Raw genomic sequence first — 25,903 nt, forward strand, 5'->3', positions numbered from 1 at the left:
CACTAGCAAAAGAGGCTAGGAGACTTACAGCAGTTGATAAGCATCTAGAAATTATAACTCACATACACACTAACAGATCTTCCAGGTGCGGGTTGTCTTCCTGCTGGTGAGACTCCAATCCCCCTAAAATAATATTTCATATTAAAAATATTATTCATCGCAAGACTTCCTTGGATGCTTTGTCGGCCAGATTTCCATAATGTCCTGCTCACTTGTGCATTCCATACCCAATACCAAGGAAGTTTTCCTGCTGTTAGGGCAGTATTCTCATCTACAGTGTTTAAGATATCAGTATAAGAAGAACTGTAAAAATAACTTGAAACCCCAAAGTTTGTCTTCCCTATTGTATAGATTCCATCCAATACAAACTGATGAGGGGATACATATGGAAGCTCTTTACCTTTTATAGCAACACCACTTTTGGTTTGTTTATCATTGGCAATAACCGCATTGGTGTAGGTATAAGCAGCGTGAAAAGTCAAGTTTTCAATAGGTGAATAATAAGCCTCTAGCTCCACACCTTGAGAAATTGCCGATACAGGCTCAGTGGCAAATTTTCCAATCTTATAATTATCTGCAAAAATCGCAAAATAATTTGCATTCATGCTAAACATTTCATTGATAGCGTATCTTCCTCCACCTTCAAGAGTTTGGAAATTCGTTACATAATTTTTATCTGTGCCATCAATATCTCCTGTTTGAGCAGGAAGGAAACTTCTAGTATAGTTGGCGTACAAAATCAAATCTTTAATAGGTTTAAAACCAATATTTATAGCGGGATTAAACTGATTATCAAGACGATGAGTAGTGGTTGTTTTTTCTGTGGCTTTCACTGTAAGATCTTTGGTGTAATTGAGTAACTCATAACGTAGTCCTGGAGTAATACTAAGCATACCTTCTAAAAAGCTGAACTCATCACTGAGATAGAGTGCTGTATAGTTGTTACGCAAAACATAAGGCTTAGGATCTTCTAAAATTCCTGTGGCATAAGTTGTTTTATAGCCGTGGCCATAAATGTCCTCAGTTAAAAATCTCGCTCCTGCGATGATGTTTTGCTTTAAAACACCAGAGTTAATACTCATATTCAATTTAGGTTCTACGCCATTAACCACAAAACGGCGGATATTGTCTGTAGCTGAACTAGACTTATCATAACCTGTAGCGATAGTATTATATCTATCATTCACGGTAAAATTTCTAGTCATATCGTGATTAAAATAAGTGAAGGTAAAATTCCCACCGATTTGATCTGTATCCCCAAAATAATTGGTGTAGGTTACCCCAAATCGTTTTGCCACACCATCGCTACTTTCATCTTGACGCCTATTTTGAAATCTATCAATGGCATAATCTTCTGCACTCAAAGAACCTGGTGTTTTTGCAAAATAACTATAATACTGATAGTACATTTTGATATTGTTTTCTGCATTGATTTTATAGATACCTTTAAGCATATAGTTCTGCACTTGTGTGTCACTAGATTCTCTAAAGCTCTGACCACCCACATAATTTGCCTCTGCTTGGATTCCAAAATGATCATTTATCATCCCACCTGTTTTGAGATAAGTATCATAAAGCATATTGTTAGCTACGGGTTCACCATTTTTTCGAAAAGTTGAGCCTGTATCCTTGCCCCAAAAAGTGATTCGTTCAGAAATTTGATTCTGCCATTCATTGGGAATATCTTTAGTGATGATATTAATAACACCCCCAAAGGTATTGGGACCATATTGCACACTTGCGCCACCTTTAATGACATCAATACGATCAACTGCTTCAAAAGTAACAGGGAAAATAGCCAATTCAAGATTAGAATAAGGTCCTCCATAAACAGGAACACCATCTAAGAGAATCATTCCTGTATTACTGTGACCATTTCCAGCCCCACCAAATCCTCTGAAGCTTATCTTTGGCAATACACCCGTCCCGCTGAAATCCCTAATCTGAACACCTGGTATATTTTGCAACGCCTCATCCACAGTTTGATTAGCTGCTTGTTTGAGTTGCTTGTTTGAAATAACAGTTCTAGAACCTGTATAGTTTTTTACTTCTTCAGAATTCCAACTCTCTGGCGCACTATCAGCTCTCTCGGCCGAAGCTTCGATTTTCTGAAGTGTGTAATCCTTTGTGGAATCCTGAGCATTTACGAAAGCCAATGATAAAGAAGCTAATAACATCAGTCTAATTTTCATATAAATCCTTAAAGTTGATTTTGATAATTAATTTTGAAATACTATAAAAATGAAAATTAATATCAGTTTAAAACTGCATCATTATTTTTAAAAATATCTTTTAAACCCCAAAAATATTCTTATTTAAAATCGCACAGACTATCTAAAAATTCATGCTCAAGGAAATCCAAAATCTTCGCCCCTCTTGAGTCACATTATAACGATTCACAATAATATCGTGACCTTTATCATCTTGTTTGACATAAGTATAATCTTGAAAACTTTGATCAAAGAGATTATAAACACCAAAACTCCCTCTTAATTCCTTGCTAAACTGATAACTAGCAACTAAATCAAATACCGCATAAGGATTATAATGTCCTATAGTTGCTGCTATCTCTGATCCTTTTGCACCATTTATAACTGAGGTGGTTGGCAAAATAGCCCTTGAAGACTTATAATTGCCCACAAAATAAATATCAAATGCTTTATATGTGTAATCAAGTTTTCCATATAACTGATGTTTTGGGGTATCTACAAGTGGAGAGTTTTCATACACACCACTTTTATAATGACTATCCAAAAATGTATAAGAAGCTTGAAGAGAGAAGCCATAAAAACTCTGAGAGCTAAAATACACTTCTATGCCCTGAGCATAAGCCTTGTCTTGGTTTGCATAACTAAAACAATAATTAAAAGATGTTTTATCATAAGGCACACAAGCTGAATTTTGAGATGGATCCACTGAAATTTTTGCGATCTTATTGCTAAAATCATTATAAAAATAAGTGAAACTTGCTTGTCCAACATTTGAAATATCAAACACTGCAGAAACTTCATAATTCAGGCTATGTTCAGGTTTGAGATCTGGATTGCCTATATAGGGGAATGCTCCTTGCGCTCCATATCCATTCACGCCATTGACTAGTTCATTAATATAAGGTGCTTTATAGCCTGTAGAGACACCACCTTTAATAGTGAAAAATTCATAGGGGGTGTAAGCGAGATAAACCCTAGGAGAAAAGTTTGATTTATAAGTCTGATTATAGTCATATCTCAGTCCTAGTGTGATAGAAAGCACATCTAAAGGATCCCATTCATCCTCTATAAATAGTGCTCCAGTATTTTGGGCAAACTCTTCAGGATCAACTATCAAATCACGCATCCACTCAAACCAATACCTCCCACCCACGGTAAGATTATTGCTATACCAATCTTTCCCAAGAGGAGATACGAGTTTGGTATCAACAACCACATCTCGACCTTCTAGTCCCCTGTTATTATAATTTTTGGCTTTACCAGGCTTATGGCCAATGATACGTCCCTTATTTGCTGTATCATTATATTGAATAGAAGTGTCCCATTTACCAAAATCATAATTCCCTTGATGTGCTAAGATAAAATTCGCTCTAGCATTCACATAATCTTTTGTAGCACTTAGTGCTCCTCCTAATTGGCCATCAGAGTTGTCATAATCATCATAAAAATACTGAGCATCAACATAAGTGTAGTTTTTATCATCAATCTGATAAGCTAGACGTCCACCAATATCATAGATATTTGATTTTGTAGGCAATCCTAAATAAATAGGTGTGGTAGGTTGCCTGATGAGTGTTTCCCCTCCTTTAGTATATGAAACGCTAGTATCCCAAGCAGTGCGAAAATATTCTCTGCTTCTGAGTGAAAAAGAGAGTTTATCTTTAATAATTGGAGCAGATAGATACATGTCTTGAGAGTATTGTGAACCATACTTTTCAAAATGTTGATTTTGGACACTAGAGAGATTCATTGCTCCTTCAAAATGACTCATATTGGGCTTTTTGAGAATAATATTCACTATTCCACCAATAGCATCGCTCCCATAAAGCGTACTCATAGGGCCTCTAATGACTTCTATTTTTTCAATAGATGATGTGGGAGGGATAAAACTACTAAAAGCCTGTGACCAACCCACATTATCCGTGGCAACATTGCCTCCAGCATCTTGCCTATGTCCATCCATCATTATGAGTGTGTAATCGCTAGGCATTCCACGAATACTAACGTTCAATCCTCCTGTTTTGCCCATCTCTGTGCCAATATCCACACCAGGTACGCCATTAATCGCACCCGCTAAATCAAAAAACTGCTTTTGAGTGAGTGATTTGCCACTGATAATAGAAATACTAGCGGGAGCTTCTTGAATATTTTGTTCAAAACCACTTGCAGACACCACAGATTTATCAAGTGTATAAGTTTCCGTACCAGGAATGTCGTCTTGAGCAAACAAGATAGATATAAAACCAATAACAATAACCATAACTATTTTTTTCATAAAATACTCCATTCAGAATTAATAAGAGCGGATACTATTATAACAATTCTTACAATCAAATTAATTAGTCAATAAATTATGAATAAAATATCAATAATAATAAGAAACGATCAGATAGTTTTATAGATTCTAGAGTAAAAAATTCAAAATGAATGATGGCATTTTTTAAAACTAGTGATATTTTTGGAAAGTGGTTGGCCTAAACAGATTAAACCAACCAATCTAGATTATTTTTTTATGATATAAGGGACAGCGTCCAATCCAGCTTGTGCAAGTTCTTTGCCGATATTTATTATGGAGGCAGTATTTACATCCTGCCTTGCTTTATAGGTTTTCTCAAAGGCAGCCTTAATGAATGCTATTTTGTCTTGTTGTGATTTTTTATTTTTTAACTCTTCGGAAAAACTTGCGGCTTTTTTTACCGAATCCATACCCAATGCACCAACAACAAGCACATTGACATTTGAATCTTCTAGATCCCGATCAAGTTTTTGAATCTCCTGATGGCAATACGGACAATTAAGATCAACCACTATATAAGTAGTTTTTGATTTATTTTTTCCTTCTAGCTTGAGTACCTTATCATCGTATTTTTTGAAAACTTCCAACACTCTATTTTCCCTCATACTATCATTATATTGAGTGATTTCTTGATAGATTTTTTGCAAGGTGTCTTTGAATTTTTCATTTCCAGAAATCAATAAATCAGGGATTCCTAGTATAGTCTTTCCATCCTCGCTTGAGAGAACAGGGGTGCGAAAACCATTAGGCTGTTCAAGTATGGTGATATTCATCCCACCAATTCCACTAGGAACAGAATCAATAACCTTGATATCAATGCCCTGATCTTCTTTGATAGTTTTTTCTATGGGGAGATTTGCATAAAGTAAAGAGAGGCTGATGCACAAAAAAACCATTAAAACTTTTTTCATTTTTTTCCTTTTTTATGTTGATATATTAAGATTATATTCAATCTTGGTAACTAAGAATTTATTTCAGCGGTTTGAGATAACCTTGAGATTTTAGAAGTTCTACAATTTCTTTGAAAATTGGAGCAGCTGTCTTGCCTCCATAATAATCCTCATTTTGATGAGATCCAAATGCTACTACCCCGATTGTATAGACATTTTCATTATCTTTGACAAAGCCAAAAAATGATCCGTTATATAAAGTATCATATTTGCCTTGTTTGGCAATTCTAGCAGTTCCTGTTTTTCCTCCCACAATAAGCCCTTCCACCATTGCAGGTTTGCCTGTTCCAACATTCACCACTTTAATAAGGGTGTCTTGCATTTTTTGAGCCGTACTAGAAGAGATAACTCGCTTATTTGGAGGAAGTTTTGGTATATAAATATCGCCATTGGGAGCCTTGAGGTTTTGTGTGAGATGAGGGGTGATGAGATAGCCTCCATTAGCAAATACGCTATATGCCCTTAAAAGTTGCATAAAGGTTGTTCTCAATCCATAACCATAAGAAGTGCTCGCTTTATAAGTCTCTCCACTCAATAATCTTACATTGGGAATCAATCCATTTTTTTCATAAGGCAAGTCAATGCCTGTATTCTCAGATAATCCAAAACTTTTCAAACCATCATAAAATTCTTTACCACTAAGCCTTTGACTGATTTTAATCATTCCTACATTGCTTGAACGAATCAATATATCTTCAATAATGGGGTTTTTCATAGGAATAGTATCATCACGAATAATATATCGCCCAAGTTTATACAATCCCTTGTTTAGATCAATACTTTTAAGAGGATTGATAAGATTTTTATCTAAGAGGATTGAATACACGATAGGTTTTATAGTACTACCTGGCTCATAAGAACTCTCAATAGCATCAACATTCAAAGAAGAATAATCTGATTTTTTGATATTCTTAGGATCAAAACGTTTTGTGGTTGCAAGAGAAAGTATCTCTCCTGTTTTTGGGTTGATGATACCCACCACAATTTCTTTGGATTTATATTTTTCATTGGCGTTATCTAAAATTTCTTCCACTTTTTTTTGGAGTTTTAAAGGGATACTGAGCTGCACATCAAAACCATCTTGACGAACTTTATATTTAGAATCCTTGTTTTGAATGATATTAAAGCCTATATCACGTTTTCCTTCAAGTTTTCCATCTTGCTTGGGGGATAAGATACCATCACGATATTTTTCTATGCCCTTCACGCCCTCTGTTGTTGTAATTCTTCCATCTTCAACTTTTTTTGTATAGCCAATAACAGGCTCAAGGATATTTCCATAAGTATAAATTCGACTCACCCCACTCACTTCAATACCAATACCCATTTTTTGAACAATACGCCCCTTTTTATCCTCATACTCTCTAAAAACATCATAGGCCAAGAGCTTAGAATTCAGCTCTCTTAGGTTTGCAGCTGTATTGGGAGTGATATTATATGAAATGACAATATAACCCTTTTGGGATATTTTTTCTAAAATGATAGATTTAGGAATATCACTATAAATTGAAAAAAGATTCACAAAAAGCTGTTTTTTATCTGGATCAATGGATTCGGTATTAACGCTCACTTTATAAAGCTTCTTGCTAGAGGCAAGATCAAAGCCATCTTGACTATAAATAGATCCTCTAGTGGCAACATCGGTTTTTGTAACAACAAGGGTGGGAATCTTACGGGGAATGACAATCTTAGTATAAACAATAATGGCGAAAATGCCAAAACACAATAGAAGTACTAGAAATACAAGAAGGATTTTTTCTGATTTTCTTGATCTTTCATCCATTTATCAAGCTTAAATCTGTGTCCTCAATATCTCTTTGTATGCACTAATAGCCTTATTTCTAACCTCTAACATCAATTTCATGCTTGTCTCTGCTTTTCCAATAGCAATTGCAGCTTGATGCAAGTCTTTTATTTGACCACTTGCCATATCAGCGAGTGCCTTATCAGAAGTCTCCTGAGCTTGATTGAGTTCATCAATAGACTTTTTCAAAAGCTTGGAAAATTCTCCACTATCCCCTGATTTCACAGGCGAACTAGTAGAAACACCTGAGAGTGGCTTCTTAAGAGAGATATCATTTTTGATATTTTCCATTTTGCTTCCTTAAAAATTCTTAGGCTTGTAACATCACAATAGCGTTACTGGCCATATTCTTAGCACTTTGAAATGCAGCTACATTGGCCTGATATGCTCTAGTAGCCTCAATCAAATCTGCCATCTCAACGACTGGATTCACATTGGGATATGCCACGTAACCCTCAGCGTTGGCATCAGGGTTGCTAGGATCATATTTCATCAAAGGCTCTCTGTCATCTCGAACAATTTTATCTACATACACACTCATTATAGCAGGTTTTGGCAACTTTCCAAAATCCCCTTCATCAAGAGGATCTTCATACTCTGCATTATTGTTATTTTTAGCAAGTTTTTCATTCAATACCTTATTGAAATCAAAAGCCTTAAGTATGACTTCTTGACGTCTATAAGGGCCACCTTCATCCGTCCTAGTGGTGTTGGCATTAGCAATATTTGAAGAAATAACATTGACCCGAAACCTCTGTGCAGATAGTCCATACCCGCTAATATCAAAACTGGATAAAAATGCCATCAAAATCTCCTCATTACAAATTCTTTCCTGAATCAATCGCATAAGCGAAAATTCCCTTATGTTTTTTAAGTGCCACTGTGATGGCTTGATACATCACGCTATTTTTACCCATCTCGCTAGTTTCAACATCTAAATCCACACTATTGCCATCATTTCTTGCTAAATGCCCATCACGAAAAAACATTGAGGCTCTGTTGTCTTCAGAAGCCTTTCCTTGAAGATGTTTTGGAGAAGTTTCAGCCATCTTGAGTTCTAAATCTGGTTTATTTTCAATGATTTTGGCCTCTTCTTTAGCTAAATAAGATTCAAAATCAATATCTTTAGGTCTATAAAACGGAGTATCCACATTTGCAATATTACTAGCGATTAAATCTTGTCTTATCGACCTATAATCAAGTGCTTTATACACTAGAGGATAGATGTTAGAAGATTCAAAATAAGATGAATTCATCACAAACTCCATAGTTTTAATGAATCTAATCAAGCATTTTTTATTCCATTTTTTATGATTTTGAAGACTCTTTAGATTGCTTGAGAAATTTTCTAATATAGGCTTTATCTTTTTCAAAATTCAAAGCAAGATTATCCCAAAATCCTTTATAGTCGCTTTTATAAACTGCTTTGGTTTGTATTTTAGGTTTTAGCTTGGCAAAAGAAGTCTTTAAAAAATCTCTCAAACTGATGTAGTCTTTACCATATTCTCCCATAACAAAATAATTTCGCTTGATCATTCCTAAATGAAACCAAAAATATCCTAGATTTCTAAAACCCGCATTGCCAACTAGATTTTGCATCTCAACACTGTGATCTTTAAAATAGCCATATAGATTGTTAGAATTTGGAGCAAATATGCAGGTATCCATTCCGCCATTTGTGCAATAAAAACGATTATAATGAAGTGATAAAGGAATAAAATAATCTAGAAGTTCTTTTTTATAATTAGCAGGGTTTAGAGCCAACAAGGTCTTATTATTTGCATCAAGTTCTTGCCCCCCCCCCCGCAAAGTAAGCTGAAATCCACTCATGCCAAACGCACATTTTTTATTGATAAAGGTTAAAAGACAAATATAAACCCTAGATGGCAATATCAAATAAAAAAGATTACAAAAAGGTCTCAAAAGTTTCCCGAAAACCTTGTTCATAAAGCTACGATGAGATTTAGCAAATCTGTCTGCATACAAGATATGATCTCTTAATTCTCTAAGCTTATCAGTTAAATAAATTTGGTCTGCATCAATTTTGGTATAGTATTTGTATGAAATTTCCTTCAAACCAAAATTAGTATAATGAGAAAAGCTATGAATAGAATTGTTTGGGATGTCATCTTCTAAATCATTGGTCTTATACATATCGGTATCTTTAAAATACTCAATAGTAGCCACTTCAGGGGTGTAATAAAATAATTTAATTTTATCTGTGTATTTTTGCTTTTTTTGCTTACAGATTTCATAAGTCTCATCTATACCGCTATCATTGATATAGGGCTGAACAGTGATGATGAGTTCATCTAGTGCAGGAATAGAGCTTTCTATGGCTTGTGCGACGCTATAGCTCTCATTTTTTACACGTAAATGACCACTGAGCCCTAAAGGTCGTGGATCATCAAGTCTTTTTATCTCTTGAGTTCTGATACTAAAAGCTGAATCCTCTTCAAGAGAAAAGAATTCTTTATTTGCATCATAATCCTCAAACACTAATCCTGGTGATTTTTTCAGTTCCATCGCATCTCTCCAAATTTAAAATTACTTTAGTAGCATTATATCTAAGGACGAGATGTTTGAATGAAAAATTTATTTTATTTCTTTGAGCACGGCTTTGATATTCTTTTTCTCATTTAAAATCTCCGCAATTTCATCTGCAACGCTTTGATTTTTCAAAGCCCCATCTTTTGTCTTGAATTCTCCTAAAAGATAATATTTAATCGCAGTTTTATTTGTTTTTCCTGAAGTATTTCTAGTGTTTTGATATTCATAAGAAATCCTATGAGGATATTTTTTTAGCAACTCTTCTTGTTGTGAGTTTAGGTTTGAATTGCCTTGAAGAGCATACACCACCCAATAATATCCCGATGGAAGTTTTGCATCACCAGAAAGGTTTTGTTTTTGTTCTTGATTGGTTTCTTCAGGTTGGTTTGTTTTAATGGTTTGTCTGACTTTAGATGTTTTACCAAAGGCATACCTACCCCCAACAGAAATCAAATAATTTTGATTGTAATATTTCCCACCAAAAGAGGTATCCACATCTGCATACACTCTCCATTGTTCAGAGAGAATAGAATTCACACCAACGCTGAACATACCCATATGATTTGATGTTGTTGTTGCTTTTGACTGTGAAAAGTTGGTTTTTAAGATAATATCCCCACCTCCTGCGACATCTCCTACATATGAGAGTCCAAGTCTAAAATCAGTTTGATTTCTAGCGGTTTTGAGTGCATAGCCTACTACCCCGCCTACTCTTGCTCTAAAAGCAAGAATACTATCAATGCTTGAATTTAAATACGAATTTCCATTGACCTGATTGAGTGTTCCATTCCCTATATATCCCAATATAAATTCAGCTTGAGGCTCAAGGTATAAAGAATGCTTAGCAGTTTGGACATCTTTGAGTAAAAAATTCCATCTATAACCAAACTCTTCGCCCAAAGAAACTGTGGAAGAATTTATCGCCTCATCAGTGCTTTGATTTTTAGGGATTGAGGGTTTATCTGTGATAAAACTATATTTTAAGATAGTATCTGTATAAAAACCTTCTTCACTCACAAACGAATAATAAGCACCCAATTCAATGGATTGTGCTTTTGCGTTAAAATCAGTTCCATTGATTACATTATAACCATAAGATAACGCGCCTCCAAAGTAAGATCTCGCGCAATCATGAGGAATAGAAAAATCATATCCTGCTTGGATGGTAGTGGAATAGATATTAACTTCTTCGCCCCTATTGGTGGTACTCATTCCATTAAATATCCTTCCCCAAGCACCTTGAGCATTTGTATTACCTCTTAATTCACCCAATCTTTTGTTGAGATCATTGATATTGGCTAAGAAAATAGAATAGTTATTGCTGATGGCTGCTTGTGTGCCATTTTGAGCACCTTTCATGATGCTTGCATGAGCGGATTTGATGTAGTAGTTTGTCCAAGCAAACATTTTAGAAGGATCAGCATCATCACTTGGTTTGGAAGAAGAATCAGAAGAGTCGCCACTATCACCAGAAGAAGAACTAGAATCAGAACTAGAAGAATCGCTTGGTTTAGAGTCACTGTCATTTGGTTTGAGATCTGAACTATCCGCACTTGGTTCAGAATCACTAGGTTCTGCACCCGCTATTACTGCAGAGCCACTTGCACTAGAATCTGCTGAAGAATCAATGGGGGGGGGGGCTACATCACCATCTGAGGAGTTTTCCTCTTTTTTCTCAAATACAGTGGTGATAATATCATAGCCTTGCTGTATGCTTGATTTATTGTTAAATAAAATATCACTTTTACCTGTAGTTGGATTATTAGCTACTGATAGAACAAGGATATTTTTATGACTCAAATCCCCTATGGCAAATTCTTTTGAATTTTGAAATACTTGAATATAGTTTGATAAAAGACTACCATCTGTTGGAGCATTTACTTTGGAGATGATGATGTGATCAGCTTTTTTAGAGATGGCATCAGTTGCATCCACATTAGGATCATAACTCAAACGAAACATGGTGTTGCCAAGGTCACTCAGTTCATCAATTTTCAAGGTAGAAAATGAAGATTTGAGATCTCCTTGAGCTAGAGAAATACCTGCTAGATCAATCACGGTATTTCTCTGCTCTAAGGTGCTTCCGATAATATTACCAAAATCAATAGGAGCACTATCTTGAGTGCCAGAGAGTTTGGTGATATGTGAATCACTTGATAGAACCAATTTAGAGCCTTGTGAGAGAGTGATATGAGTATTAGTATCAGTGATATTTAGATCCCCGATAAAAGCAGCATTTTTATCAAAAAATGCTTCATAGGTTTTTGGAGTGCTAGAGGTTGATTTATTCAAAGAATATACGCTACCAACAAGTACTCCAGAGATCGTAGCACTATAAACAGAAGGATCACTTATTTTATCCACCTTGAATGTTGTGGTATTGGTTCCAAAGATATTCCTATAAGAAGAGAGGATTGAATTTGCCTTATTAGCATCAAGCTGAACAAAAATTCCATCTTGGTAACTATGACCATAGAATTTAACAACTCTTTTGGTCTCATCAGCTGAATTCATATCAAAAGAGTTTTTATCGTTAAAGTCAGTTAAAGAATCATCATCTTTGAGTTCATTTAAACTATCAGCAAAAACAATTCGAGTGTCCCCTCCTAGATAGTTGAAATGTGCTACCCCCTTTACATTGCCTTGCAAAACAATATTATTGGTTCCATTAGAAGTAGTATTCACGCTAAATTCTGGTCCATCTCCTTGGTATAACAAGGTGTTCATCAGCTCATCAGCTTTTAATTTGGAAACAAAAGCTTCAGAAAGTTCTAGTACAACATTCGCAGTGCCTCCATCTGTATCAATAGAACCTCCAAGAAAAAGACTATCAATAAACTTAACTCCAGTTTCACCACCAGAAGTGATGATTTCCCCACCATAATTAGATATATTTGCTTGTCTTAAGGCATCACTGAGTTCAGAAAAAGTGAGTGAAGAGAGCATGGAGTGTTTCTCTTCAGCATCAGCACTAGTAAAACTGCTAAATAAATGAGCCGAACTTAGGTCAATAGGAACACCAACAATATGTGCATCTGAACTATCTACTTTTGAAAAAAATATAACATTAGATTCTCCACCCTGCGTGATGATGTTTCCTCTAGCATTACCACCAGATATAAAACCTAGTGCAGAAGTTCCACCTGTGGTGAGAATATCACCACTAACAGTCGCTTTTCCTAGAAAGGTGAATTCTCCACCACTTGTATTGGTACCTGCTATCGTGATATCAGGATCCGATCCTTTTGGGGTGTCATCCACAATACTATTCTTACCACCTAGTGTGTTTATCATACCTATAGTGTTCGTAACTTTAAGACTAAATTTAGCATTTCCACCTGTGATAGTGATATCCCCTACAGTATTATTGTCAAAATCCGCCTCTAAAGTACCTCCAAAGATTATATTCCCGATAGTACGCCCAACTATATCGTGAAGTTTGAGGGTAGCAGTGCTATCATTATTGCTGATATCTCCCACGCTAGAAGAACTGATGTCGAGATTTTTCACATCAGTAATATTGCCTACCGCTGAATTAATGATCTTAAAGGTACTGCCATCTTGATTGTGATTGTTGATATCCCCAGTTCTGTAGTTATTGATATCCCCAGTGATGATGCCTTTAAAATCAATATTTCCTAACTCAAGAGTCTCAGTAGTGGATGCCACTAATTTGATAGTGGAGCTATCATTGGAGTTGATGATATCCCCTGCTGAAGATACATCTAAGGTCAAATCAAGCTTCCCGCTACCACTAAAGCTTCCCAAAAAAGAACCAGCAGAAGCATTGATGGTCGTACCCCCTCCCATCAGATTGAACATCCCACCATGATCAGAAGACTTAAAAATCATATTCAATGTGCCACCATCAGTGTTAATGATATCACCTTGCACTGAAGATTTATCTAAATTCACGGTGGTATCAGCGGCGTTATAAAGGGCGATATTGGTTTCTTCAGATCCTTTCCAGATGATTTTATTACTACTATCATCATCTCCATCTCCCATTCCAGATGTATCGCCTACAAAGTTTAATACCAATTCTCCTCCTGTGTTCTTGGCAGTCCCTTTGAAAGCATAATCTGGTTGAAATGCTTTGCTATAGCTAAATGAAACAGTGGCTTTGCCCGTGTTGCTTTTATTGATATCTCCTGTCAATTGACCATCTAAAAAAGAAATGGAAGTGGTGCCATCTCTTTTAACTACATCATCTATAGGCTCGGGAATTTGACCTTGAAGATTTTTTGGTAATGTGTTTATTGTAGGGTGTGAATCATAGCTTCCATCTGAGCTAATATTGATATCTCCTTGCATCAAAGCATCCACGAATAAAACTTGCATAAAACCAACACTTGTGGATATATCTCCGATGAGATTACTACCTTCTGAAAAACCATAGATTCCAATCACACTGCCTTTTTTGCTTGGATCTGATTCACCAGGATTGGCTTGATTGATGATATTCCCCTTCATCGTTATGAATCTACCAAACACTGCTTTATTATAACCATAGGTATCTCTCCCTGCACCTGCGATGAGATCTCCTAAGACATTTGCACCTCTGCTATTATCTCCTTGTCCATCTGTATTCACACTAAAATCAAGATGAACTTCTCCGTTGTAGTTTTTGACACTTCCTATGAAGGCATAGTCTTCATCGGTTTTTTTAACATTACCAGTAAATTTCATTTCGCTAACAAGGGTGGATTGAGTTGTTCCAGGTGAATTTACATAATCTCCAATGAGTAAAGCATCTGTGAAAGTACCTTTCTTGATACCTGAAACATCAAAACTACTTCCAGCAGAAAAACTCAAGGCCTTTCCTTTGATCTCCAAAGAATCAATATATGAACCAGGTCCTGTGAATTTGAATGAAACAACATTTCCATTGATGGTTGTGTATTTTACACTTACATTTTTAGCATCATCATAGGTGTAATTCCCAGCAATACAACTCTCAGTTGCTGCAGTGCAACCATCCTTATCGCCAAAAGTTCCACTTGCCCCATATGCGTTTGAACACATAAGAATAAAGATAAGAAAAACTGAGGGAATCAAAAAGATTCTTTGAGCAAAATTTCTATGGAAGAAAATTTGAAGACAGTAAGCTAATGCATCATTTTTAATACGTGTAAAAATATTGATTATATTTTTACACACATAAGAAAATAATGTAGTCTGTTTGTGCGTTGTTGTCATAATATATCCTTAATTTTAAAGAAATTACAAAGAAATACTTAGCATTGCTAGGTCATTGTATAATAATTTTAATTATATCTCAATTAATGTTTTTTTAATTTTAAATATGTCTTCATTTATAATTAGTGCTCATCAATAGCTATTTGTGAATACTTTGGGAATCTATCAATATCATTTTGAAGGGTTTGAAATGTATTTTTGAAATCATCAATAGCCAAAAGGTTAGGGAATTTTTAGTAAAAATATAGGATAATATGACCAAAGTCTGAAATAATTCGAGGTTATATGGCTGATACAAGATTATTTTTATATACAACTGTGCTTATCACTATTGGCGTGATCATGAGCTACTCGCTTTCTGCATACACCATCATCATTTACAACTATAGTGAATTTCATTTCCTAGCTAGAGAATTATTTTCAGCAATCATAGGGATATTACTGATGTGGATACTCTCACAAGTTGATCCTGATAAAAACTTTATCAAAATAGGATTTTTTCTTTTTTTGGTAACTTTGGGCTTGATGGTGATAATGCCATTTTTACCTGATAGTCTTGCGAGTAGTTCAGGGGGTGCGAAACGATGGATACGACTACCGGGATTTTCACTCGCCCCATCTGAATTTTTCAAATTAGGATTTATTTTTTTCTTATCGTGGAGTTTTTCTAGAAAATTTACTTTTGGAACCAAGCATTCTGTGAAAGAAGAGTTTTTGATACTCTTACCGTACTTGGGGGTTTTTTTGGTGGTGGTGTTTCTCATAGCAGTGATGCAAAACGATTTGGGACAAGTGGTGCTTTTGGCTATCACGCTTGGTTTGATGTTGATTTTTGCAGGGGGGAGTTTGCAACTTTTTGGGATTTTATTTTTTGGAGTGATTGGAATAGGAACACTCACTATCATCACAAGTTCGCATAGGATTTTACGTGTGAAGCTCTGGTGGGCAAATGCTCAAGATTCTATCCTCGCGATTTTGCCTCAAAAAGTAGCTGATTTTATTCGTGTGGATAATCTCCCAGAACCTTATCAAATCCATCACGCCACAAATGCAATCTATAACGGTGGTTTTTTTGGACAAGGGCTTGGAGAAGGCCTCATCAAGCTAGGGTTTTTAAGTGAAGTGCATACAGATATGGTTCTAGCGGGTATCACTGAAGAATTAGGTTTTGTAGGATTGCTTGTTTGTCTTGGATTGTTTTGCGGGATTATTTATCGGATATTCAAAATAGCAAATAGGCTCAAAAACCAATCCTACTCTTTATTTTGTATAGGAGTGAGTTTATTGATAGGTTTTTCGCTCATTATCAATTCATTTGGTGTGAGTGGTATCACGCCTATCAAGGGGATTGCCGTACCGTTTCTTAGCTATGGGGGCAGTTCGCTTATAGCCAACTGCATCGCCATAGGATTGGTTTTAAGTCTCTCAAGACAAGCAAGGATTTGATTACTTTATAACTTCTAGAGGTTTATTATAATCAGGCTCTTGGGTAATTTCTTCGCAAATTTCTTTATAAACGATTTTTCCACTTGGATCAACAACAAAAACAGCTCTTGTTAAAACACCTTCTAAAGGGCTTCCTGCTAACAAAACACCATAGTTTTGACCAAATGATTTGTTTCTAAAATCACTTGCTACTACGAGATTTTCAATCCCTTCAGCTGAACAAAATCGTCCTTGTGCAAATGGAAGATCTACTGAAACAACAAAAACTGAAGCATTGGGTAAAGAAGCGGCCTTTTCATTGAATTTTCTAGTTTGGGTGGCACAAACTCCTGTATCTAATGAAGGCACAACATTGATAATCTGATACTTGCCTTTAGCACCACCAACTTTTACTTCATTCAAATCTTTTCCTACTAATATCACCTCAGGGGCATCTTCACCGACATTGATTTGTTTTCCACTTAAACTGGTTGGAGTTCCTTTGAATTTAACTGACATTTTTTTTCCTTTAATATTTTTTATATCCTATTTGGACTACGTTATTTTAGTGGATTTATTTAAATGCTTGTTTATGAAGGGTTTTAAACAAAAGTTGTTAAAATTGGATATATCAAACTATGTAAGGTGTTATATTGATGAAAAAATCTTATCTCCTAGATACTTCTGTCATTCTTGATGATGTAGAAAATATCCTTCATCTGTATCAAAATGGACACAACCATATTTTTATCAGTGATATCGTTATTGATGAACTAGATAAGAAAAAAGAGCTCCAAAATGAGACAGGGTATTTTGCTCGTGAATTTTTTCGATCTATCAATACCGATAATGTGATAAAGTCTCATCATAAAGTAAGAAATATAGAAGGGGATTTTTTCAAAGAGATTCATTTCTCAAAAAACTCACACACAATCCCTATCACTCTGATTTATAGACAAAAATACAAAACCGCACAAAATGAACATTCTCTTAATGATACTAGAATCGCAGAGATCGCAAGTGATTATGGTTTTATTCTTTTAAGTAATGATATTTCACTCAAAATACGCTCTCTAGCACGAGGAATCTCAACGCAGTCACTTTTTCGTGATAGGGTGGAAAATCCAAGCGATATTGATTTTTGGCATTCTTTTGATATGCATAAAGACAGTAATTTTTCTTCACTGAAAGAAGATGAAATTTTTAGAAAACTCAAAAACTGGAGCCTTATTGAAATCAATGAGCAAGATAATACCGATAATTCGCTTTATCTCACAGGAAAAAAACATTTTGGAATCAAATTAGATGGAGAGTTTGAAGAATTAAAATTAGATAACATATTAGAAGAATCAAACCCCTACATCAAGCCTATCAATTTAGAGCAAAAAATGCTCTATGCAATGCTCATCCATCCAAAAAATCAAGTCAGTATCGCCACAGGATCTACAGGAAGCGGGAAAACACTCATTGCACTTCAAGCAGGTATTCATCTGGTAAAAAAAGGAATCGTAGATGGCATCATCTATATGCGTAATACAGTCACAGCAACAGATAAAGAATCTGAACTAGGATTTAGAAAAGGCGATGAATCCCAAAAGCTTGGCTATTTTATGTATCCACTTTATAGTGCGATTAATTTTACTATTGATAGACTCCAAGAACAATCCATAGCAAAAAGAATCGAGTATCGAGGAGATGTGAATACGATTGAAAAAAAAGATGCCACAGAATATTTCTTACAAAAACATAATATTGAAGTCGTCGATATTGCTCATGCTAGGGGAATCACTATCGGGAGAAAGTTTGTGATATTTGATGAAGTGCAAAACGCTTCAAATGCTACAATAAAACTCATTGGTACTCGCATTGGAGAAGGAAGTAGGATTTTGTTTTTGGGAGATTGGGCACAGATAGATCACCCCTATTTAAGCAAATTCCGTAATGGGGCGGTGAGTTTATTGCAAAAGGCACTCAAAGATGATATTATCGCAGGAATTCAACTCACTCAGACTATTCGTAGCGATATAGCTGCGTATTTTGGAGAGAGCTTTTAGCCTGAAATTTGAGAAAATGCTAAAAAGCAATTTCTTTGATATCTCCCACTTCTAAGAATTTGCGATAAATACTGAAGATTAAATTTTTCCTATTTTCTTTGTTTTTTTCATCAGGATCATTCACCATTACATTATCAAAAAACTCATCGAGAGGTTTTTTGAGTGAAAATAGAGCTTGAATTTTCTCATCAATGAAATGGAATTCTTTTTTCATCACTGATTTATAAGCGTTATAAAGTTTTATTTCTTCAGGGAGTTTGAGTATCTCTTCATCTATCTTCTGGATATTTTTCATATCCTTTGTGATATTAGCTACACGCTTAAATGTGCTTATAAAAGCCTCTTTATCAGATTTTTCAAAAAAATTATTGAGGGCTTTTGCTTTAGCAATTATTGAGCAAACATCACGATCATTGCTATAAAGCACACTCCTTAGAATTGAAGGATTCACAGCAATGATGCCTTCTAAACGTTCAATAAAAAAATCTTGAATGATTTTAGTATCAAAACTAGCATAACCGCCTATTTGAAAAAGATCTCTTATGTCTGTGTCCAAATCAAAAGCCAAACCTTTATCAAGAACAATTTTTATAATTCCATTACTAGCTCTTCTGAGTCCAAAGGGATCTTTGGATCCTGTGGGGAGTTTGCCAATACTAAAAAGAGCAAAGATACTATCAAGTTTATTTGCTAAAGCCAATATTGAAGAAAATACAGTCGAAGGGAGGGCGGAATCTTCACCATTTGGAAGATATTGCTCCTTGATAGCTGTACAGACATTTTCATCTTTGCCTTCAGCTTTTGCATAATAATATCCCATCAAACCTTGTAATTCTGGGAATTCACAAACCATCTCTGTAAGCAAATCCGCTTTTGCTAAACTAATTGCCTCTTCCATCAACTGCTTTGCGTTGGATAACTCAAGCAAATGATGATATTTCTTAAGTAAAAAATGGGCAATTTCTTTCTCACGATGAATTTTTTGTGCCATACTCCCAAGACCTTGCACAAAAGTAACTTCTTGAAGTTTGCTAGGATTGAGAGTATTTCTAAGATCATTATGATAGAAAAACATTCCATCAGATAGACGGGCTTTGAGGACTTTTTGATTTCCTAGTATGATTTTATCGCTTTTATTTGCAGTAGAGTTGCTCACGACAATAAAACCATTATGAAGGGTATTTTTATCAAAAGTAGCAAAATATCTTTGATTTTCTTTCATTGAAGTGATGATGACCTCTTGAGGGAGTTCTAAAAATTGCTCTTCAAACTCTCCATAAAGAGCTTTTGGGTACTCCGTGATAGAGATGATTTCATTCAAAAGTTCTTCATCAATTTCAACTTGAATATTTTTATCTTTTTGGATTTGAGCGATTTCTTGAAGAATTTTTTCCCTGCGTTCTTCTTGAGAAAGAATAACACAACCCTTTGTTAGGACTTCAAGATATTGCTTGAGATTACTAATCTCAATCCATTCAAAACTAATGTCGGTATGGATTTTGGTAGCAGATTTACCATTTAGACCATAAGCACTTATAGGAATATGACTCTCTCCTAAAAGAATGCAAATATTTCTAATGGGTCTGATAAAACTTTCATTCAAGCTACCCCAACGCATCGACTTGCCAAAATTCAAACTTGCTATAAATTCTTCCACTATCTTAGGTAGAATATCTACGGAAGCAACCCCTTGTTTTTGTTTTGAATAATATAAAATATCCTTACCATCCCTAGAAATTACTTGTATGTCTTCTGAAGAGATCTGGGATTTTTTACAAAATCCCTCTCCTGCTTTGGTTAAACCCTTTGTTTTATCTCCATCTACATAAGCTATAGAAACAGGAGGGCCAAAAAACTCTTCTGTTTTTTCCTGAGTTGTGATGGGAAAAGATTCATCTATGATAACAATTCTGCGAGGAGTATAAAATATTGAGGGCTTTGTTTTCAAATCATATTTTTGCACCACCATATCCCACTTAGTGGGGATATTTGGAAATTCTTTCAAAAAAGGGATCGCAGGAAGTTCCTCCACAAGAATCTCAACTAACAAATCTTTTGTATTCAAATTTATTCCTTTAATTTGTATAATGCTTCATAGAATTTTAGCAAATAAAGGGCACTATTGATTAGAATATTATTTGTATTTTTAATGATACACACACTACTAGCATCTGCATCTATTCCTTTAGATAAAATACAGGCCAAGTGTGGGGATCCCAAAGATTTTAATACCAAACAAAAAAAAGTCATCTTGTATGCGTATAATTATGGAAGCACAAAAGGTTTGGGTTATACAATGGCAGCAATTGCGTGGCAAGAATCCTGTGCAGGGGAATATATGGTCAATTTTTCTGATCCGAGTGCGGGAATCTATCACGCCCACATTCCTGGAGTCATCAAAAAATACACCAAATACAAAGATGTTAGTTTTGTGCGGAATTTTATAGGTGAGCTTTTGATGCGTGATAACGAGTTTGCTTCAAAGGTAGCTTTAGAAAATCTTCTATTTTGGCAAAAAAACCGTAAGGGAAACTATAAGGAAATAATAAAATCCTACAACAAGGGTTTTAGCTGGGAAAAAAATAAAAGTAAAAATAAATCTGCAGAAGCATACTATCAAGATATTCGTATGAAAGTACTCAAACTTCGCAGTTATATCCCCAAATATACGAAGGCATACAACAATTCACTCAAAATTGAACTTGAAGATAAAAATCAAAATATTAAAAACACACTCAAAGACATTCAAGATTCTAGAAAACAGCAAAAAAACCCGATTAAAAAAATAGAGAGTAAAGATAAAATCTTCATTATGCCAGAGCCTTAAAAACAAATAAGCCAAAAAAACAGGAGAGACTTGATGGGACAAAAAACAATTTTAATTATCACTGATGGAGTGGGCTATAGTCCCAAAACAAAATACAATGCCTTTTATCAGGCAAAAAAACCTACTTATGATTGGATGTTTGAGCATTTGCCCTATTCACTAATAAAAACCTACGGAATGAGTGTGGGATTGCCAGAAGGGCAGATGGGTAATTCTGAAGTTGGTCATATGTGTATTGGTGCAGGAAGGATTTTGTATCAGGATTTGGTAAGAATTTCTCTTGCTTTTGAAAATAACCAAATCATAGAAAATCCTGCCTTTAAAGCCCTTGATAAAAATTCACAGACGGTTCATTTATGTGGTTTGCTTAGCGATGGAGGGGTGCATTCTCATTTAGATCATCTCATAGGAATGGCTAAATTACTTGAAAATTTAGGGAAAAAAGTTTGGCTCCATCTTATCAGTGATGGAAGAGATGTATTGCCTAAGAGTATAAAACAATACCTTCAAAAAGTACTTTGCATTTGTTCTGAAAATATTAAAATCGCTACTTTAGGAGGAAGATTTTATGTGATGGACAGAGACAAGAGATGGGATAGAATCAAACTAGCTTATCAGAGCATTGTAGAAGGGAAAAATCTAACCACCCTCTCACCTATGGAGTATATCGATAAAATGTACTCTGAGAATATTAGCGATGAGTTCATATTGCCTACGTGTTTCAATCAATACAATGGAATCAATGATGCAGAAGGATTTGTTTTAACTAATTTTAGAAGCGATAGAGCTAGAGAGATTGTTGATGCGATTGGAAATGCAGAATTTCAAGAGTTTATTAGAGATAAACAACCTAAAGTACATATGGTTACAATGACCCCTTATGATAAAAAATTTCCCTATCCTGTTTTATTCCCTAAAGATAAGATCAATAACACTTTAGCAGAGGTGATTTCAAATGCAGGTCTTTCGCAAGGACATACAGCAGAAACAGAAAAGTATGCTCACATCACATTTTTTCTCAATGGTGGCATAGAAGAACCGTTTATAAATGAAAGTCGTGTGCTTATTCCTAGTCCAAAAGTGAATACCTACGATCTTTGCCCTGAAATGAGTGCCAAAGAAGTTTCCAAAGCCGTACTAGGATTTATGGAACTAGGAACTGATTTTATTGTAGTGAATTTTGCAAATGGCGATATGGTAGGACATACAGGCAATTTAAAAGCAGCTATCAAAGCTGTAGAGACACTTGATAGAGAGATTGGAAATATCTTAGAAGCTGCAAAAAAACTTGGCTATGCCCTCCTTATCACAAGCGATCACGGAAATTGTGAAGAAATGCAAGATGATGAAGGCAATATGCTAACCAATCATACTATCGGTGATGTGTACTGTTTTGTAATGGGAGATAATGTCTATAAAATTGCAGATGGAGGACTTGATAACATTGCTCCTAGTATTTTAAAATTGATGGGATTAAAAAAGCCTAATGAAATGTCTGAACCGCTCTTTTAGATGATGTTTCGAGTTAATATATTGATATTCTTGTGTTTATGAATACTTTGATGATTTATTCATAAGCTCCTTGCACTTCCAATTAGCTTCTATGAGGTATCTAAAGGCTTTCATATTCTCTTTGACAAGATTGAACAAAGCCCGTTGCTTGATAATCTAAGAATTTTGCATCTTTAAAAATATCTTATAAAATTTATGCATTCAATTCATCTTTTTTGAGATTAAACCCCTCTTTTATCTCCCCATATCCGTATATGGATCCTATCTGTAAGAGAAAAACCTTCTTGCAAACAAATGGGGTAGATTTTTTGAATATTTTTATCGAGTTCTTCTTCAGAAATTCCCTGAGGCATTAGATAAATACGGTTATTTTTTAATTTAATGTTTGAAAGAATATCTTTTATCTCTTTTATACCACTTCCATCTTCGCACATTTTTGCATTTAAAACAAACTTAAATGCAACACTTTTAGCATTATCAATAATATTTTGGATTGCTTTTAGATTGATTCTCTTTTCAAAAGGTTCGCCAGAATTGCTAAGCTTCACGCTTAGGGTAAAATAAAGCTCTCTTAAATTATCATCAAAAGCAAAATTCACACTCCCATTGCTTTCGACAGAAATTCGATGTCCTTTTTGTAAAAAATGACTGATGATTCTGAGTAAAATGGGATTTTTAAACTGCAAGGTTGGCTCCCCTCCAGTTATCACAATATCAAATTTTAAAGGATTCAAAGATTGGATATGGGAGATCACATTTTCAGAATTTTGAAAAAAAATCCATTCATTTGAAAACTTTGTATTGGCAGCATAGATGCTATCACAACCTATGATGTCACTATTTTGATAATGATTTCCAAAACCTATACATTTTAGATTACACCCTCCTAGTCGAAGGAACACACTAGGAGTACCTGCAAATTCGCCCTCTCCTTGCAAACTATAAAATATTTCTGAAACAGCTAACATTATATTTTTATATGATGAAAGGGAGTGATATTTTTGAAAGGTTTTGTCCCTGAAGATGAGTAATAGGATTTGAGCTCTTCAAACATGCAGGGATTTTTCCACTCTTTTGTTATTTCATCTGAAAAATAAATACTATCAATATGAATGTGTTTCATCAATTTAGGATTGGATAGATCCTCACTAAAAGCTTCTGCATACCCATGATCGGTTTCATGAACCCTCACAGAAGAAATAAAAATATCTCCCTCAGAATTAGCAAACTCAGTAGCCCCTAAGATCTTATCAATATAAAATAAAAGCAAAAGTGCATAATTTTCAGCACTTGGATTCACTGAAAGTTTCACATATCTAGCAGAATTGGTAGTTATAAAATCAATGAAGTCGCTGTGTTCGGCATCCCAAAAATGATGAGAATGATCAAACCCATCAACAAAATCAGCAATCTGGTTTTTAAAGATCCCAAAATCAAGAATCATCCCAGCACTATCTAGAGAATTTGCTTTTATAAAAATCTCAACTTTATAATTGTGTCCATGAATACTGCTCGAACATCTTTTGGAAGTACAGTTTCGAACAATATGGGAGGCACAAAATCCAAAAGAACGTCTGATAACCATCTATTTTTCCTAATTACAAGGCCAGTAATAAGGCAAATCTGAATAATACTGATAGCGTTCAGGACGAGTAAAATCAATACGAGAAATAGTATGTGAAATCAAATCCCTAAAAAGCATATTGTAGCCACAAGTTTTTCCATTCACACTTCCATCGACATACAAAACCCGTTTTTTTATATTCAGATCATACCAATCTAGCGTGAAATGATAAGTAGAAATATAATTAAGACTTTCTGAATAACCTGTTAGAGCAATGGTTTTATTAACTTTAGGACTGCAATAAAACTGATTACCATACCAATAGCAAGACTGCAACATTCCATCATCAATTGCAGAGTAAGAAAAATTCACATTAGGATAAGGCATGATGCTTCGAAACACGCGCATATAAACAGCATTTCTTGCACGTCCTAAAGGGATATCACCTTCTTTATACACACTCGTGAATCCTTGCATTTGTAACCCATAGACAACTGCATTCACATACCCGCTTGAAAGCAAATCGTTTTTGTCGTAGATAACAACAATTGGAGCGTTTGCATTAAAGGTGTAGTCCTTCTGCAAAACAGAATAATACCCCATCGTGAGTTTATTGGCACAACCCCAAAAAACCATTACAAACAGACAAAAAGTAAAGATTTTAATTTTCATTGGGCTTCTCCAGAGTACAAAAAATATTATAGAATAATATCGACAAAATAATTATTTTACCCACAAATTTAAAGAATTTATATCTTCATAACTTGTCATATCCAAAGTTATAGGCGTTATGGAAACATAACCCTTTGCTACTGCACCAAAATCAGATATCATTTTTATGGGTGTTTGTCTCTCATTCCAAGCCAGTGGATGAAGTCCAAGCCAATAATAGCCCTGACCTCTTGGATTTGTGTTAAAATGTGCCTCATTGCCATAGATTCGGTAACCTTTTTGGGTGATTTGATAGCCTTTTGACTCCGCAACGGATATTTGAGGGACATTGATATTTAAAAATTTTCTATCGCCTAAGGGAAAACCATTTTCAAAAATCTTACTCACCACTTCAAAAATACTCTTTTTCGCTAAGGCAAAATCAAATCTATCGACAGAAGATTTATCTTTCAAAACTTGTGAAATAGCAATAGAAGGAATGCCGTGAATTACTCCTTCCATAGCACCTGCGGCCGTTCCAGAATAAGTGATATCTTCGCCCATATTTGATCCAAGATTGATTCCAGAGACAATCAGATCAGGGCGTTTATCTTTATATAAGGTATTTAAGGCCAAATAAATACAATCTGCGGGAGTTCCATCATCTAGTTTATAAAAATCATCTTCAATTTTTATAAATCTTAAAGGCTTGGTTAGGCTCAATCCGTGCCCACAAGCAGATTTTTCGTTGCACGGTGCCACAACGCAAACTTTAGCTATCTTAGAAAGCGTATCTTTCAGGGCTAAAAGACCTTTGGAATCATATCCATCATCATTGGTGAGTAATATTGTTTTCATTGA

General features: G+C 35.0%; 19 protein-coding genes. 4 read left to right on the top strand and 15 right to left on the bottom strand.

Annotated features, from left to right (window positions below; genetic code table 11):
- Nucleotides 1-44: 44 nt before the first annotated feature.
- The 9 genes from BKH42_RS04230 to BKH42_RS04270 all read right to left on the bottom strand — a co-directional run bounded on the left by BKH42_RS04230 (nucleotide 45) and on the right by BKH42_RS04270 (nucleotide 15,009).
- A complete protein-coding gene (locus BKH42_RS04230; protein ID WP_095295238.1) occupies nucleotides 45-2,192 on the bottom strand; it encodes a TonB-dependent receptor in 2,148 nt (715 codons plus the stop codon).
- A gap of 142 nt (nucleotides 2,193-2,334) precedes the next feature.
- Entirely contained in the window at nucleotides 2,335-4,485 is a 2,151-nt protein-coding gene (locus BKH42_RS04235; RefSeq protein ID WP_180673971.1) for a TonB-dependent receptor, read from the bottom strand.
- Between the two features lie 227 nt (nucleotides 4,486-4,712).
- Nucleotides 4,713-5,417, bottom strand: a complete 705-nt coding sequence (locus BKH42_RS04240; protein WP_095295242.1) for a hypothetical protein — start codon at nucleotides 5,415-5,417, stop codon at nucleotides 4,713-4,715.
- Nucleotides 5,418-5,475: 58 nt separating this feature from the next.
- The gene (locus tag BKH42_RS04245; protein WP_095295244.1) at nucleotides 5,476-7,239 is read right to left on the bottom strand and encodes a penicillin-binding protein 2; all 1,764 of its coding nucleotides are present in this window, start codon (nucleotides 7,237-7,239) and stop codon (nucleotides 5,476-5,478) included.
- Nucleotides 7,240-7,248: 9 nt separating this feature from the next.
- Nucleotides 7,249-7,551 carry a flagellar hook-basal body complex protein FliE gene (gene fliE / locus BKH42_RS04250; protein ID WP_095295246.1) on the bottom strand — a complete coding sequence of 101 codons (303 nt, stop codon included), beginning with the start codon at nucleotides 7,549-7,551 and terminating at the stop codon, nucleotides 7,249-7,251.
- A gap of 19 nt (nucleotides 7,552-7,570) precedes the next feature.
- On the bottom strand, nucleotides 7,571-8,065 hold the full coding sequence (gene flgC / locus BKH42_RS04255; RefSeq protein ID WP_095295248.1) for a flagellar basal body rod protein FlgC: 495 nt from the start codon (nucleotides 8,063-8,065) through the stop codon (nucleotides 7,571-7,573).
- A 13-nt stretch (nucleotides 8,066-8,078) separates the two neighbouring features.
- On the bottom strand, nucleotides 8,079-8,516 hold the full coding sequence (flgB, locus tag BKH42_RS04260; protein ID WP_095295388.1) for a flagellar basal body rod protein FlgB: 438 nt from the start codon (nucleotides 8,514-8,516) through the stop codon (nucleotides 8,079-8,081).
- A gap of 52 nt (nucleotides 8,517-8,568) precedes the next feature.
- Nucleotides 8,569-9,786 (bottom strand): hypothetical protein, encoded by a 1,218-nt coding sequence (locus tag BKH42_RS04265; protein WP_095295250.1) that lies wholly within the window; start codon nucleotides 9,784-9,786, stop codon nucleotides 8,569-8,571.
- A gap of 69 nt (nucleotides 9,787-9,855) precedes the next feature.
- The gene (locus BKH42_RS04270) at nucleotides 9,856-15,009 is read right to left on the bottom strand and encodes an autotransporter outer membrane beta-barrel domain-containing protein (RefSeq protein WP_095295252.1); all 5,154 of its coding nucleotides are present in this window, start codon (nucleotides 15,007-15,009) and stop codon (nucleotides 9,856-9,858) included.
- Between the two features lie 285 nt (nucleotides 15,010-15,294).
- On the opposite strand from BKH42_RS04270, the gene BKH42_RS04275 reads away from it, so the two are divergent.
- Nucleotides 15,295-16,455 carry a putative peptidoglycan glycosyltransferase FtsW gene (locus BKH42_RS04275; protein WP_095295254.1) on the top strand — a complete coding sequence of 387 codons (1,161 nt, stop codon included), beginning with the start codon at nucleotides 15,295-15,297 and terminating at the stop codon, nucleotides 16,453-16,455.
- On the opposite strand, the gene tpx is transcribed toward BKH42_RS04275, so the two are convergent.
- Entirely contained in the window at nucleotides 16,456-16,953 is a 498-nt protein-coding gene (tpx, locus tag BKH42_RS04280) for a thiol peroxidase (RefSeq protein WP_095295256.1), read from the bottom strand. It lies immediately after the preceding gene.
- Between the two features lie 137 nt (nucleotides 16,954-17,090).
- On the opposite strand from tpx, the gene BKH42_RS04285 reads away from it, so the two are divergent.
- Nucleotides 17,091-18,488 (top strand): PhoH family protein, encoded by a 1,398-nt coding sequence (locus BKH42_RS04285; protein ID WP_180673972.1) that lies wholly within the window; start codon nucleotides 17,091-17,093, stop codon nucleotides 18,486-18,488.
- A 19-nt stretch (nucleotides 18,489-18,507) separates the two neighbouring features.
- Here the strand turns inward: BKH42_RS04285 and glyS are convergent, their stop codons facing one another.
- A complete protein-coding gene (gene glyS, locus BKH42_RS04290) occupies nucleotides 18,508-20,553 on the bottom strand; it encodes a glycine--tRNA ligase subunit beta (RefSeq protein WP_095295260.1) in 2,046 nt (681 codons plus the stop codon).
- Nucleotides 20,554-20,610: 57 nt separating this feature from the next.
- On the opposite strand from glyS, the gene BKH42_RS04295 reads away from it, so the two are divergent.
- Together BKH42_RS04295 and gpmI are read left to right on the top strand one after the other, a co-directional pair.
- Complete coding sequence (locus tag BKH42_RS04295; RefSeq protein WP_257874267.1) at nucleotides 20,611-21,315, top strand: hypothetical protein; 705 nt, start codon at nucleotides 20,611-20,613, stop codon at nucleotides 21,313-21,315.
- Between the two features lie 33 nt (nucleotides 21,316-21,348).
- The gene (gpmI, locus tag BKH42_RS04300) at nucleotides 21,349-22,827 is read left to right on the top strand and encodes a 2,3-bisphosphoglycerate-independent phosphoglycerate mutase (protein WP_095295264.1); all 1,479 of its coding nucleotides are present in this window, start codon (nucleotides 21,349-21,351) and stop codon (nucleotides 22,825-22,827) included.
- Between the two features lie 221 nt (nucleotides 22,828-23,048).
- Here the strand turns inward: gpmI and BKH42_RS04305 are convergent, their stop codons facing one another.
- From BKH42_RS04305 to surE, 4 genes are read right to left on the bottom strand one after another with little or no spacing between them, the layout of a single operon-like run.
- Nucleotides 23,049-23,798 carry a 7-carboxy-7-deazaguanine synthase QueE gene (locus tag BKH42_RS04305; RefSeq protein ID WP_180673976.1) on the bottom strand — a complete coding sequence of 250 codons (750 nt, stop codon included), beginning with the start codon at nucleotides 23,796-23,798 and terminating at the stop codon, nucleotides 23,049-23,051.
- Nucleotides 23,795-24,412 carry a 6-carboxytetrahydropterin synthase gene (locus BKH42_RS04310; RefSeq protein WP_095295268.1) on the bottom strand — a complete coding sequence of 206 codons (618 nt, stop codon included), beginning with the start codon at nucleotides 24,410-24,412 and terminating at the stop codon, nucleotides 23,795-23,797. Before BKH42_RS04310 ends, BKH42_RS04305 begins: the two co-directional genes overlap by 4 nt.
- A 9-nt stretch (nucleotides 24,413-24,421) precedes the next feature.
- The gene (locus tag BKH42_RS04315) at nucleotides 24,422-25,063 is read right to left on the bottom strand and encodes a hypothetical protein (protein WP_095295271.1); all 642 of its coding nucleotides are present in this window, start codon (nucleotides 25,061-25,063) and stop codon (nucleotides 24,422-24,424) included.
- A gap of 51 nt (nucleotides 25,064-25,114) precedes the next feature.
- On the bottom strand, nucleotides 25,115-25,900 hold the full coding sequence (gene surE / locus BKH42_RS04320) for a 5'/3'-nucleotidase SurE (protein WP_095295273.1): 786 nt from the start codon (nucleotides 25,898-25,900) through the stop codon (nucleotides 25,115-25,117).
- Between the last annotated feature and the right edge of the window lie 3 nt (nucleotides 25,901-25,903).

Source organism: Helicobacter sp. 13S00482-2, from assembly GCF_002272795.1.
Lineage (GTDB): Bacteria > Campylobacterota > Campylobacteria > Campylobacterales > Helicobacteraceae > Helicobacter_J.

Bases quoted from the DNA above. Each gene is read 5' to 3' on its own strand.
- BKH42_RS04230 (WP_095295238.1), bottom strand. From the start codon at position 2,192: ATGAAAATTAGACTGATGTTATTAGCTTCTTTATCATTGGCTTTCGTA.
- BKH42_RS04235 (WP_180673971.1), bottom strand. From the start codon at position 4,485: ATGAAAAAAATAGTTATGGTTATTGTTATTGGTTTTATATCTATCTTG.
- BKH42_RS04240 (WP_095295242.1), bottom strand. From the start codon at position 5,417: ATGAAAAAAGTTTTAATGGTTTTTTTGTGCATCAGCCTCTCTTTACTT.
- BKH42_RS04245 (WP_095295244.1), bottom strand. From the start codon at position 7,239: ATGGATGAAAGATCAAGAAAATCAGAAAAAATCCTTCTTGTATTTCTA.
- fliE (WP_095295246.1), bottom strand. From the start codon at position 7,551: ATGGAAAATATCAAAAATGATATCTCTCTTAAGAAGCCACTCTCAGGT.
- flgC (WP_095295248.1), bottom strand. From the start codon at position 8,065: ATGGCATTTTTATCCAGTTTTGATATTAGCGGGTATGGACTATCTGCA.
- flgB (WP_095295388.1), bottom strand. From the start codon at position 8,516: ATGAATTCATCTTATTTTGAATCTTCTAACATCTATCCTCTAGTGTAT.
- BKH42_RS04265 (WP_095295250.1), bottom strand. From the start codon at position 9,786: ATGGAACTGAAAAAATCACCAGGATTAGTGTTTGAGGATTATGATGCA.
- BKH42_RS04270 (WP_095295252.1), bottom strand. From the start codon at position 15,009: ATGACAACAACGCACAAACAGACTACATTATTTTCTTATGTGTGTAAA.
- BKH42_RS04275 (WP_095295254.1), top strand. From the start codon at position 15,295: ATGGCTGATACAAGATTATTTTTATATACAACTGTGCTTATCACTATT.
- tpx (WP_095295256.1), bottom strand. From the start codon at position 16,953: ATGTCAGTTAAATTCAAAGGAACTCCAACCAGTTTAAGTGGAAAACAA.
- BKH42_RS04285 (WP_180673972.1), top strand. From the start codon at position 17,091: ATGAAAAAATCTTATCTCCTAGATACTTCTGTCATTCTTGATGATGTA.
- gpmI (WP_095295264.1), top strand. From the start codon at position 21,349: ATGGGACAAAAAACAATTTTAATTATCACTGATGGAGTGGGCTATAGT.
- BKH42_RS04310 (WP_095295268.1), bottom strand. From the start codon at position 24,412: ATGGTTATCAGACGTTCTTTTGGATTTTGTGCCTCCCATATTGTTCGA.
- BKH42_RS04315 (WP_095295271.1), bottom strand. From the start codon at position 25,063: ATGAAAATTAAAATCTTTACTTTTTGTCTGTTTGTAATGGTTTTTTGG.
- surE (WP_095295273.1), bottom strand. From the start codon at position 25,900: ATGAAAACAATATTACTCACCAATGATGATGGATATGATTCCAAAGGT.